This is a genomic window from Phenylobacterium sp. (assembly GCF_044371015.1).
GTDB lineage: Bacteria > Pseudomonadota > Alphaproteobacteria > Caulobacterales > Caulobacteraceae > Phenylobacterium.
Genome location: NZ_JBILUK010000085.1, coordinates 1 through 12,266, shown reverse-complemented (window position 1 = coordinate 12,266; position 12,266 = coordinate 1). Strand labels below are relative to the sequence as shown.

9 protein-coding genes and 1 pseudogene are annotated in these 12,266 nt (G+C 63.6%); 3 read left to right on the top strand and 7 right to left on the bottom strand.

Features of this window, described 5'->3' with window-relative positions; genetic code table 11:
• Positions 1–4 precede the first annotated feature (4 nt).
• From tuf to rpsL, 4 genes are all read right to left on the bottom strand, one after another.
• Complete coding sequence (gene tuf, locus ACIQ3R_RS09095) at positions 5–1,195, bottom strand: elongation factor Tu (RefSeq protein ID WP_397417571.1); 1,191 nt, start codon at positions 1,193–1,195, stop codon at positions 5–7.
• A gap of 49 nt (positions 1,196–1,244) precedes the next feature.
• A complete protein-coding gene (fusA, locus tag ACIQ3R_RS09090) occupies positions 1,245–3,323 on the bottom strand; it encodes an elongation factor G (RefSeq protein WP_397417569.1) in 2,079 nt (692 codons plus the stop codon).
• Positions 3,324–3,425: 102 nt separating this feature from the next.
• A complete protein-coding gene (gene rpsG / locus ACIQ3R_RS09085) occupies positions 3,426–3,899 on the bottom strand; it encodes a 30S ribosomal protein S7 (RefSeq protein ID WP_397417566.1) in 474 nt (157 codons plus the stop codon).
• A gap of 12 nt (positions 3,900–3,911) precedes the next feature.
• Positions 3,912–4,283, bottom strand: a complete 372-nt coding sequence (gene rpsL / locus ACIQ3R_RS09080; RefSeq protein ID WP_111278705.1) for a 30S ribosomal protein S12 — start codon at positions 4,281–4,283, stop codon at positions 3,912–3,914.
• A 305-nt stretch (positions 4,284–4,588) separates the two neighbouring features.
• Here rpsL and ACIQ3R_RS09075 point away from each other — a divergent pair, with 305 nt between their 5' ends.
• Positions 4,589–5,296, top strand: a complete 708-nt coding sequence (locus ACIQ3R_RS09075; RefSeq protein ID WP_397417563.1) for a hypothetical protein — start codon at positions 4,589–4,591, stop codon at positions 5,294–5,296.
• Between the two features lie 9 nt (positions 5,297–5,305).
• Here ACIQ3R_RS09075 and ACIQ3R_RS09070 read toward each other — a convergent pair whose 3' ends face one another.
• Positions 5,306–5,635 carry a zf-TFIIB domain-containing protein gene (locus ACIQ3R_RS09070; RefSeq protein WP_397417560.1) on the bottom strand — a complete coding sequence of 110 codons (330 nt, stop codon included), beginning with the start codon at positions 5,633–5,635 and terminating at the stop codon, positions 5,306–5,308.
• Positions 5,636–5,860: 225 nt separating this feature from the next.
• Between ACIQ3R_RS09070 and ACIQ3R_RS09065 the strand changes: the two genes are divergently transcribed.
• Together ACIQ3R_RS09065 and ACIQ3R_RS09060 are read left to right on the top strand one after the other, a co-directional pair.
• Entirely contained in the window at positions 5,861–6,208 is a 348-nt protein-coding gene (locus tag ACIQ3R_RS09065; protein ID WP_397417557.1) for a hypothetical protein, read from the top strand.
• Positions 6,209–6,634, top strand: a complete 426-nt coding sequence (locus ACIQ3R_RS09060) for a hypothetical protein (protein ID WP_397417555.1) — start codon at positions 6,209–6,211, stop codon at positions 6,632–6,634.
• 63 nt (positions 6,635–6,697) lie between these two features.
• Here ACIQ3R_RS09060 and rpoC read toward each other — a convergent pair whose 3' ends face one another.
• Together rpoC and ACIQ3R_RS09050 are read right to left on the bottom strand one after the other, a co-directional pair.
• Positions 6,698–10,885, bottom strand: coding sequence for a DNA-directed RNA polymerase subunit beta' (rpoC, locus tag ACIQ3R_RS09055; RefSeq protein WP_397417552.1), 4,188 nt, complete (start codon positions 10,883–10,885; stop codon positions 6,698–6,700).
• A gap of 152 nt (positions 10,886–11,037) precedes the next feature.
• Positions 11,038–12,266: pseudogene (locus ACIQ3R_RS09050) on the bottom strand (DNA-directed RNA polymerase subunit beta); the annotation flags it as partial.

Here is a 12,266-nt window from a genome sequence, read left to right as displayed (position 1 = left end):
GATCCTACTTGAGGATCTTGGTGACGACGCCTGAGCCGACGGTGCGGCCGCCTTCGCGGATGGCGAAGCGCAGGCCCTGGTCCATGGCGATCGGCGTGATCAGCTCGACGTTCAGCTCGGCGTTGTCGCCGGGCATGATCATCTCAACGCCTTCCTTCAGCTTGATGATCCCCGTCACGTCCGTCGTCCGGAAGTAGAACTGCGGACGGTAGTTGGTGAAGAACGGCGTGTGACGGCCACCCTCCTCCTTCGTCAGGATGTAGGCTTCCGCCGTGAACTCCGTGTGCGGCGTGATCGAGCCCGGCTTGCAGAGCACCTGGCCCCGCTCCACGTCCTCCCGCTTGGTGCCCCGCAGCAGCACGCCCACGTTGTCGCCCGCCTGGCCCTGGTCCAGCAGCTTGCGGAACATCTCCACACCCGTGCACGTCGTCTTCTGCACGTCGCGGATGCCCACGATCTCCACTTCCTCGCCGACCTTCACGATGCCCTTCTCGATCCGGCCCGTGACAACGGTCCCGCGACCCGAGATCGAGAACACGTCTTCCACCGGCATCAGGAACGGAAGGTCCACAGGACGCTCCGGCTGCGGAATGTAGGCGTCAACCGCCGCCATCAGCTCCAGGATCTTGCTCTCCCCGATCTCCGGGTTGCGGCCTTCAACCGCCGCCAGCGCAGAACCCTTCACGATCGGAATGTCGTCGCCCGGGAACTCGTAGCCAGACAGAAGCTCGCGAACCTCCATCTCCACCAGCTCAAGCAGCTCCTCGTCATCGACCATATCGACCTTGTTCATGAACACCACCAGCGCCGGAACGCCAACCTGACGCGCCAGAAGGATGTGCTCACGCGTCTGCGGCATCGGACCGTCAGCCGCACTCACCACCAGGATCGCGCCGTCCATCTGCGCCGCACCCGTGATCATGTTCTTCACGTAGTCCGCGTGACCCGGGCAATCCACGTGCGCATAGTGACGGTTGGCCGTCTCATACTCCACGTGCGCCGTGTTGATCGTAATCCCACGCGCCTTCTCTTCCGGCGCCGCGTCAATGTCCGCGTAGCTCATCGCCTTCGCGCCACCCGCCTTCGCCAGCGTCATCGTAATCGCCGCCGTCAACGTCGTCTTCCCATGGTCAACGTGACCAATCGTGCCAATGTTGCAGTGCGGCTTGTTGCGTTCGAACTTCTCTTTGGCCATTTCAAGCTCCAGCCCTGTCCGGGCTTGTCCTCTGTCTAGGGTTGGAAAATCAGGCGTATTTCTTGATCACTTCGTCGGCGACGACTTGCGGCACCGGATCGTAGTGATCGTACTGCATCGTGAACTGCGCGCGGCCCTGTGAGAACGAGCGCAGCGTGTTGATGTAGCCGAACATGTTGGCCAGCGGCACGAAAGCCGTAACCACCTGGGCGTTGCCCCGCGTCTCGGTGCCCTGGATCTGGCCCCGCCGCGAGTTCAGATCACCGATGACGTCGCCCATGTACTCATCAGGCGTCAGCACCTCGACCTTCATGATCGGCTCAAGCAGCTTGGGCGAACCCTTCTCGCGAAGTTCCTTGAACGCCGCGCGGGCGGCGATTTCAAAGGCCAGCACGGAGCTGTCCACATCGTGGTAGCCGCCGTCATACAGCGTGGCCTTGAAGTCGATCAGGGGGAACCCGGCCAGCAGGCCGTTGTCCTTGACCGATTCCAGACCCTTCTGGACGCCGGGCACATATTCCTTCGGAACCGAGCCGCCGACGATCGAGCTCTCGAAAATGAAGCCCGACCCCGGCTCGCCCGGCTCGAACTTGATCTTCACCCGCGCGAACTGGCCCGTACCGCCGGTCTGCTTCTTGTGGGTGTAGTCGATGTCGGCCATGCGGCCGAGGCTCTCGCGATAGGCCACCTGCGGCGCGCCGATATTGGCTTCCACCTTGTAGGTGCGCTTCAGGATGTCGACCTTGATGTCGAGGTGGAGCTCGCCCATCCCCTTCATGATCGTCTGACCTGACTCCTGATCGGTATGGACGGTGAAGGACGGATCCTCCGCCACCATCTTGGCCAGCGCCACGCCCAGCTTCTCCTGGTCCGCCTTCGACTTCGGCTCGATGGCGATCTCGATCACCGGCTCCGGGAAGTTCATCTTCTCCAGGATCACCGGCGACTTCAGTGGATCGCACAGCGTGTCGCCCGTGCGGGTGTCCTTCAGGCCAGCCAGGGCGACGATGTCGCCAGCATGGGCTTCCTTGATGTCTTCCCGGTTGTTGGAATGCATCAGCAGCATGCGGCCGACGCGTTCCTTCTTCTCGCGGGTGGAGTTCAACAGCCCCATGCCCGTCTCCAGCTTGCCCGAATAGATCCGGCAGAAGGTGAGCGAGCCGACGAAGGGGTCGTCCATGATCTTGAACGCCAGGATCGAAAGGGGTTCGTCATCCGACGCATGGCGGACCACAGGCTCTTCGGTCTTGTAATCCAGGCCCGGGGTCGGAGGGATGTCCACCGGCGAAGGCAGATAGTCGACCACCGCGTCGAGCAGGGGCTGAACGCCCTTGTTCTTGAACGCCGAGCCCGCGAGGATCGGGTAGAAGGCGCCGGTCAGCACCGCCTTGCGGAGGCACTTCTTGATCACCTCCTCCGTCGGCTCCTCGCCGGACAGATAGGCCTCCATGGCGTCGTCATCGAGCTCGACCGCGTTCTCGATCATGTAGTTGCGGGCCTCTTCGGCCTCCGCCTTCATGTCAGCCGGGATCTCTTCGTCGTGGTAGTTGGCGCCCAGGCCTTCGCTCTCCCAGACGACCGCCTTCATGCGGACCAGGTCGACCACGCCCTTCAGGCTCGCCTCGGCGCCGATCGGCAACTGGATCGGAACCGCCTTCACGCCCAGGCGCTCGCGGATCGTGCGCAGGCACATTTGGAAATCGGCGCCGATCTTGTCCATCTTGTTGACGAACACGATGCGCGGCACGTTGTAGCGGTCGGCCTGACGCCAGACGGTTTCGGTCTGAGGCTCGACACCCTGGTTGCCGTCCAGCACCGCCACGGCGCCGTCCAGAACCCGCAGGCTCCGCTCCACCTCGATGGTGAAGTCCACGTGGCCGGGGGTGTCGATAATGTTCAGGCGCTTGCCGGCCCAGATCGCGGTCGTCGCGGCCGACGTAATGGTGATGCCGCGCTCCTGCTCCTGCTCCATCCAGTCCATGGTGGCCGCGCCGTCATGGACTTCGCCGATCTTATGGCTCTTGCCCGTGTAGTAGAGAATCCGCTCGGTCGTCGTCGTCTTCCCGGCGTCGATGTGCGCCATGATTCCGAAGTTGCGGTAGTCTTCAATCTTGTGGGAGCGGGCCATGGCGGATGCTCTTCGACAGGGTGAGGATCGGGGAGGCTGAACGAACGGCGCGGGCGGTCTATCCCAAACCGCCCGCGCCGGAAAGCTGACTTGTGGTCGGGCCTACCAGCGGTAGTGCGAGAAGGCCCGGTTGGCTTCGGCCATCTTGTGCGTGTCTTCACGCTTCTTGACGGCGGCGCCACGGTTCGAAGAAGCGTCCAGAAGCTCGCCGGCCAGCTTCTCCGTCATGGTGTTCTCGCCGCGCTTGCGCGCCGCGGTGATCAGCCAGCGGATGGCCAGCGCCTTGCGGCGCTCGGGACGGACTTCAACCGGCACCTGGTAGGTGGCGCCGCCGACCCGGCGGGAACGCACCTCGATGGCCGGAGCCACGTTTTCCAGGGCGGTGTGGAAGGTTTCCAGCGGACCCAGATCCTTACGGCGGGTCTCAAGGATGTCGAGGGCGCCATAGACGATCGTCTCGGCGACGGCCTTCTTGCCCTCGTACATCACGTAATTCATGAACTTGGTGACCACGAGGTCCCCAAATTTGGGATCCGGCAGGACTTCGCGTTTGTCGGCGCGGCGGCGACGGGACATCTCTTCTTTTCCTTACTTGGGCCGCTTGGCGCCGTAGAGCGAACGGCGCTGCTTGCGGTCCTTGACCCCTTGCGTGTCCAGCACGCCGCGCAGGATGTGATAGCGAACACCGGGAAGGTCCTTCACCCGGCCGCCGCGGATCAGCACCACGGAGTGTTCCTGCAGGTTATGGCCCTCACCCGGGATGTAGCACACCGCTTCGATGCCGGTGGTCAGACGAACCTTGGCGACCTTCCGAAGCGCCGAGTTCGGCTTCTTCGGGGTCGTCGTATAGACCCGTGTGCAGACGCCGCGGCGCTGCGGGCAGCCCTTGAGGGCGGGGACCTTGTTCCGCACCGGCTTGTTCTGCCGGGGCTTGCGGATGAGCTGGTTGACTGTCGGCATCTATTCTCGCTTCGTGGAGGCGTGTGCCGTTTGGCCGGAGCGCCTCAGGTTGGGGTCGTCGTGGTCCGTGATTCCGAAGCCGGATATGAAACGCAAAGAAAGCGCCGGCAGACCCGTAAGGCCTCCCGGCGGTCGCGGTTCATCCAAGCCAGGGACTCGCCCGGCCTCGAAAGAGCGCGCTTCATAGTCGGATCGTCCCGCTCCGTCAATCAGCCCGAAGGGTCGCATCTCCGCCGCGTCCGGGTCATGAATTCGCCTTGAGCGCAGGGCCGGTTCGAAGAGAGCGCTCGGGAGGGGGCATGGCCGTGTCGCGGCGGACATCGGCGATTTTCGCGGCGTCGCTTGCAGGGCATGCGGCCTTGGTCGCCCTGCTGCTGCTTCATGCTCCGGAGTTGCGGGTTCCCATCCCGGAGTCCGGTCCGCCGCAGGCCATCATACCGGTGATCATCATCGCCCGGACGCCGACGCCGCCGAACTCCAGCGCAGCCAGCCGCCCGTCGCCCGTTCGCCTGCACCGAAGGCCCCAGCGGTTCGTACTCGAGGACCTTCCCCTCGCCCCGCTGGTTTCGCCGCTGGCCGCGCCGACCACGTCCCGACCGGCGCCGGCGACGTCTGGCCCACGCACCCTGACGGCGCCGCAGGTCGCGGCTGAGCTGGAGAGCAATGTCCGGGCCGCGCTTCGAAGTCGGCTTAACTGCGATAGCCCCACCCTGACCCGCGACGAGCGCGAAGCCTGCCGCCGTCGGTTCGCCGCAGGCGCTCAGGACGCGCCATTCCTGGGACTGGGTGTCGATGCCGCGAAGGCGGCGGACCTCGCCCGCGCCGCAGCCCGGCGCGAGGAGGACTATGCCTATAGCCGATCCAACGCAGCGCCGGTGGGGGTCTCCGGCTCCGGCTACAATGCCGGCGTCATCCAGCGCCCCGGTCAGCCGAACATGGGCATGGGGGCGACCGGTGGAGACCTCGGCCGGATGACGGGCAACGACCGGCCAGAGGCCAAGGCGCCGCTCTGACCCGCTCGATCAGTCAAAGATATCGAAGATGTCGAGCTTCTTCTTCTTTTTCTTATAGTAGTAGTCGTCGTCGTATTTGTAGTGCCCGGCGCGCGGATCAAATGGGTGCCGCTGCCGCCAGGAATCGGGGTCGCGATGGAAATCGCTCACCTCACGGGTGAACCGCTCCCGATCCTGCTGCATCCCCTGACGCTCGTCGCGCGCGCCTTCCAGCAGCTTCTCTAGTTCGCCGCGATCCAGCCACACGCCCCGGCAGGTGGGGCACATGTCGAGATCGACGCCGGAACGGTTCACGTTCTGCATCGAGGCGTTGCAGTTGGGGCAGAGCAAGAGCGGCAAGGCGAAAGTCCTCTGGCGAGTTTTGGGCGATTGCAACGCAAGTGATTGCTCGAGGGAGCTCCTTGGTCGCACGGCGTCGTCAAATCGAGAAGCCATCTCGGATTCGCAATAGGTCCGCCCCCATGGATTACTCGCCAATAGGTGTTGTTCGGCCAATCCCAACCTAGAGTTGGCAACGTCGGAGCGCCGAGATACGCTTAGCACACCTGATTGCGGAGACGTCCTATGCGTGCCTGGATAGTTGCTTTGGTCTCGGTGCCGGCAATGGCCTTAGGGGAACCGGCCCTTGCTGCCAAATTTCGCCTTGACCTGCATCCTAATGGCGAAAACCAAACCGCACGCATGGACGCCGGCATTGAGACGGTAGACAGTCGCATGCCGAAAAGCGCGGTCAAGATTATCCCTTCAGAGGATAAATTCGGAAAGCGTGGCACGCTTACGATTGCGGTGATGAATCTAAACACGGAACCGGCCAACGTCGGCTCCGAGAGCATCTCCATAACCCTTGGCGACGGGACAAATGTCGCTGTTGTCCCTTACGAGAAATTGCTCAAAGAGAAGAAAAATGAATAAATGTGGGCAGCCATCGCGGTCGGATTGAGTGCAGCTGCAAACAGCTACTCTGCCTCCCAGGCAGGATACAGTTCAGGATCAGCGGCCTTTTCTGGATCTACATATACTCCATACGGACAGACTAGCACGTTCGGAACCACAAATTATTCTGGATACAATGCTGGAACCGCCTACTCGGCGGGCGTCATTGCTCGTTCTGAAAATCAAGCGATGTTTGATAGGATGTCATCACAGATCGAGGCAAACAGGGATGCCCTTAAAACACTCCTTCGGACTACTACCATAGATCCGGGCGACTTTACTGGCGGGCTCGTTACTTTTGAAATTCCAGCCGTTGCTAGGAGAGCGAAAAGTTCTCTACCAGTCAAAATCACGGTCGCATTTGGCGGCGAGTTGCATGAATTTGCGGGAGAGCTGAAGAAGTAACGGCCCGGAATCCCCGGATCAAGTCCGGGGTCCGGGCCGCTCGCATCAGTCCAGCCTTGCCGTTCAGGCGTCGATCGCCTCGGCAGCCGCCGCGTCGGCGATCACCTCCGGCAGCGGCTCCATGGCTTCCTCGCGGCTGGCCGTCAGCGCTTCGTCGCGCTTGGCGGCGATCCGCTGCAGGTTGCGCAGGTAGGAGCCGGTGCCCGCCGGGATCAGACGGCCAACGATCACGTTCTCCTTCAGCCCTTCCAAGGTATCGCTCTTGCCCTGGACGGCCGCCTCGGTGAGCACGCGGGTCGTCTCCTGGAACGACGCCGCCGAAATGAAGCTGCGGGTCTGCAGGCTCGCCTTGGTGATGCCCAGCAGCACAGGCTGAACGATGGCCGGACGGCCCCCGCGCGCTTCGGTCTTGGCGTTCTCGTCCTCCACCTCAAGCTTGTCGAGATGGTCGCCCTTGAGCAGGCCGGTGTCGCCCGGCTCGAGGATCTCCACCTTTTGCAGCATCTGGCGGACGATCACCTCGATGTGCTTATCGTTGATCGGCACGCCCTGCAGTCGGTAGACCTCCTGGATCTCATTGACCAGGAAGTCGGCCAGCGCCTCGATACCCAGGATGCGCAGGATATCGTGCGGATCCGGGTTGCCGTCGATCAGGTATTCGCCCTGGCGGATCACGTCGCCGTCGTGGACCGCGATATGCTTGCCCTTGGGGATCAGGAACTCGACCGCTTCGCCCTCTTCAGGGGTGATCTTGATGCGGCGCTTGTTCTTGTAGTCGCGACCGAACTCGACCCGGCCGTCCATCTCGGCGATGACCGCACAATCCTTCGGCCGACGGGCTTCAAACAGTTCGGCCACCCGGGGCAGACCGCCGGTGATGTCGCGGGTCTTGGCGCTCTCGGTGGGCATCCGGGCGAGAATTTCGCCTGGCTTAACCTCATCGCCGTCGCCGATCGACAGGATCGCCCCCACCGGCAGCAGGTAGCGAGCCTCGCCGCCGTTCGACAGACGCTTGTAGGCGCCGTCCTCGCCGATCACCGCCATGGCCGGACGCAGATCCGAGCCCTTGGAGCTGGCGCGCCAGTCGATGACCACGCGGTTGGAGATGCCCGTCGCCTCGTCGGCCTCCTCGCGGAACGAGAAGTTCTCGACCAGGTCCTCGAACCGAACCTTGCCGCCCACCTCGGTGATGATCGGGGTGGTGTAGGGGTCCCAGGTGGCCAGGCGCTGGCCGCGCTTGACCTTGTCGCCGGCCTTGACCTGCAGTCGCGCGCCGTAGGGCGCCTTGTAAGACTCCCGGTCCTTGCCATCGACCTGAATGGTGATGGTCAGGTTCCGGCTCATCGACACCACCACGCCGTCAGGGGCCACAACCGTGTTGCCGCCTTCCAGCTTCACCACGCCTTCGTTGGTGCTCTCGAAGAACGACTGCTCGGCCACCTGCGCCGTGCCGCCGATGTGGAAGGTCCGCATGGTCAGCTGGGTGCCGGGCTCGCCGATCGACTGCGCGGCGATGACGCCCACAGCCTCACCGATGTTCACCGGCGTGCCGCGGGCCAGGTCGCGACCGTAGCAGGCGCCGCAGACGCCCACCTTGGTTTCGCAGGTCAGCACTGAGCGGATCTTCACCGACTGCACGCCCGCCGCCTCGACCAGGTCGCACATATTCTCGTCGAGATAGGTGTCGGCCGGAACGATCACGTCGTTGGTCCCCGGATCCCGCACATCCTCGGCCGCGAAGCGACCCAGAATACGCTGGCCGAGCGAGACCAGCACGTCGCCGCCTTCGATCACAGCCCGCAGGGTGATGCCCCGTGTGGTGCCGCAGTCTTCCTCGGTGATGATGCTGTCCTGCGCCACGTCGACCAGACGACGAGTCAGGTAGCCCGAGTTGGCCGTCTTCAGAGCGGTATCGGCCAGACCCTTACGGGCGCCGTGCGTAGAGTTGAAGTACTCCTGGACGGTCAGGCCTTCCTTGAAGTTCGAGATGATCGGCGTCTCGATGATCTCGCCGGAGGGCTTGGCCATCAGGCCGCGCATCCCACCCAGCTGCTTCATCTGCGCCTGTGAACCCCGAGCGCCGGAATTGCTCATCATGAAGATGGAGTTGATCTCGGTCTGGCGGCCGTTGACCACAGGCGCCGAGCTCACCTCGGCCATCATCTCCTCGGCCACCTTGTCGGTCGCCTTGGACCAGGCGTCGACCACCTTGTTGTACTTCTCGCCCTTGGTGATCAGGCCGTCCGCGTACTGCTGCTCGTACTCTTCGACCAGCTTGCGGGTTTCTTCGACGATCGGCGCCTTGCGGGCCGGGATGACGATGTCGTCCTTGCCGAAACTGATCCCGGCCTTGGCCGCCTCGCGGAAGCCCAGACCCATGATCTGGTCGGCGAAGATCACCGTCGCCTTCTGACCACAGTGCCGATAGACGGCGTCGATCAGGTTGCCGATCTCCTTCTTGGTGAGGTTCTTTTCCAGAAGGCGGTGCCCGATAGCCGGATTGTGCGGCAGCAGGGCGGCGATCTTCATGCGGCCCGGCGTGGTCTCGATCACCTTGCGGAAGACGTTTCCGTCAGCGTCCATTTCGGTGTGACGAGCGCGGATTTTGGTGTGCAGGGTCACCACGCCGGCATCGAGCGCCTGATCGATTTCGCCCAGATCCGTGAACGCCTTGCCCTCGCCGGGCTCGCCGTCCTTGGCCAGGGACAGGTAGTAGAGCCCCAGCACGATGTCCTGCGACGGCACGATGATCGGCCGACCGTTGGCGGGCGACAGGATATTGTTCGTGCTCATCATCAGCACGCGGGCTTCCAGCTGGGCCTCAAGGCTCAGCGGCACGTGCACGGCCATCTGGTCGCCGTCGAAGTCGGCGTTAAACGCCGCGCAAACCAGCGGGTGCAGCTGGATAGCCTTGCCCTCAATCAGCTTGGGCTCGAACGCCTGAATACCCAGACGGTGAAGGGTCGGCGCGCGGTTCAGCAGCACCGGATGCTCGCGGATCACCTCATCCAGGATATCCCAGACAGCGGGCTGTTCGCGCTCGACCATGCGCTTGGACTGCTTGACCGTGCCCGACAGGCCCTTGGCGTCCAGCCGCGCGTAGATGAACGGCTTGAACAGCTCGAGCGCCATCTTCTTGGGCAGGCCGCACTCGTGCAGTTTGAGCTCCGGCCCCACCACGATGACCGAGCGGCCCGAATAGTCCACGCGCTTGCCGAGCAGGTTCTGACGGAACCGGCCCTGCTTGCCCTTGAGCATATCGGCCAGCGACTTCAGCGGCCGCTTGTTGGCGCCGGTGATCACCCGGCCCCGGCGTCCGTTGTCGAACAGGGCGTCGACCGACTCCTGCAGCATCCGCTTTTCGTTGCGGATGATGATGTCCGGCGCACGAAGCTCCATCAGGCGCTTGAGGCGATTGTTGCGGTTGATCACCCGGCGATAGAGATCGTTCAGGTCCGAGGTCGCGAAGCGACCGCCGTCCAGCGGCACAAGCGGGCGCAGTTCCGGCGGGATCACTGGCACCACAGAGAGCACCATCCACTCCGGCTTGTTGCCGCTTTCGAGGAAACTCTCGATGAGCTTCAGACGCTTGGACGTCTTCTTGAGCTTCATCTCCGAGGTGGTGGTCTTCAGATCCTCGCGCAGCTTCTCGGCTTCCTTGTCGAGCACGATGCCCTTCAGAAGCCCCTGCACCGCCTCGGCGCCGATCTCGGCCGTGAAGCTGTCGTCGCCGAACTCTTCCTGGAAGCGCAGATAATCGTCTTCGTTCAGCAGCTGGTGCTGCTTCAGCGGCGTCAGGCCGGGCTCGGTGACGATGTAGTACTCAAAGTACAGGACCCGCTCGATGTCCTTCAGGGCCATGTCCAGCATCAGCGCGATGCGGCTCGGCAGGCTCTTGAGGAACCAGATGTGGGCCACCGGGCTGGCGAGCTCGATATGGCCCATGCGCTCGCGCCGGACGCGCGCCAAGGTCACCTCGACGCCGCACTTCTCGCAGATGATGCCCTTGTACTTCATGCGCTTGTACTTGCCGCACAGGCACTCGTAGTCCTTGGTCGGGCCAAAGATGCGGGCGCAGAACAGGCCGTCACGTTCCGGCTTGAACGTCCGATAGTTGATGGTTTCCGGCTTCTTGATCTCGCCGAACGACCACGACCGGATCTTTTCCGGCGAGGCCAGCGCAATGCGAATGCGGTCAAAGGTCGGAGCGGCCTGGACCGGATTGAAGATGTTCAGGATTTCCTGGTTCATCTTGGTTCCTTCTGCGGGACGGTTCCCGCGAAATGGTTGGTGTTCGTTCCTCTCCGCCGCTCATCCCGGCGAAGGCCGGGATCCAGTTCGGGGCGCGCTGCCGCGCCGAGGCCGTCCTGGGTCCCGGCCTTCGCCGGGACGAGCGGTGAGCGTTACGAGTTCTCCAGCTCCACGTTCAGGCCCAGAGAACGCATCTCCTTGACCAGCACGTTGAAGCTCTCGGGGATCCCGGCCTCGAAAGTGTCGTCGCCACGGACGATGCTTTCGTAGACCTTGGTTCGACCGGCCACGTCGTCCGATTTCACCGTCAGCATCTCTTGCAGGGTGTAGGCGGCGCCATAGGCTTCCAGAGCCCAGACCTCCATCTCCCCGAAGCGCTGACCGCCGAACTGCGCCTTGCCGCCCAGCGGCTGCTGGGTGACCAGACTGTAGGGGCCGATCGACCGGGCGTGGATCTTATCGTCCACCAGGTGGTGCAGCTTCAGCATGTAGATGTAACCCACCGTCACCGGCCGCTTGAAGCGCTCACCCGACTGACCATCGTAGAGGTACGACTGGCCTGACCGGTCGAGACCGGCCTTCTCCAGCAGGTTCTCGATGTCGTCGATGTGCGCGCCGTCAAACACCGGCGTGGCGAACGGGATACCCTTCGACAGGTTCCGCGCCAGCTCGATAAGTTCCTCGTCGCTGTCCGGCAGCTCCTGGTCCTCGCCGTAGGTTCCCTTCAGGTACTCCACCAGGGCCTTGCGCTGGCCGCCTTGCTGCCAGGCTTCCAGCAGGTTGGCGACCTGCTTGCCCAGTCCGGCCGCGGCCCAGCCCAGGTGCGTCTCGAAGATCTGGCCCACGTTCATCCGGCTCGGCACGCCCAGCGGGTTGAGCACGATGTCGACGCCGGTGCCGTCTTCCAGATAGGGCATGTCCTCGATCGGCAGGATCTTGGAGATCACCCCCTTGTTGCCGTGACGGCCGGCCATCTTGTCGCCCGGCTGCAGCTTGCGCTTCACCGCCACGAACACCTTGACCATCTTCATCACGCCGGGCGGCAGCTCGTCGCCGCGCTGCAGCTTCTCCACCTTGCTGTCGAAGCGCGCCTGCAGGCGGGCCACGGCGGCGTCGAATTCGCGCTTCAGCACCTCGATCTCGGCCATCACCGCGTCGTCCTGCACGCCGATATGGCGCCAGCTGCCGCGCACATGCTCGGCCAGGACCTCCTCGGCGATCACCGTGCCGGCCTTGATGCCCTTGAAGCCGCCGCTGGCCTTCTGGCCCAGCAGCTTCTCGCGCAGCCGGTTCAGGAACGACCGCTCCTGGATCGCGCGCTCGTCGTCGCGGTCCTTGGCCAGACGCTCGATCTCGGCGCGCTCGATCGCCATGGCGCGCT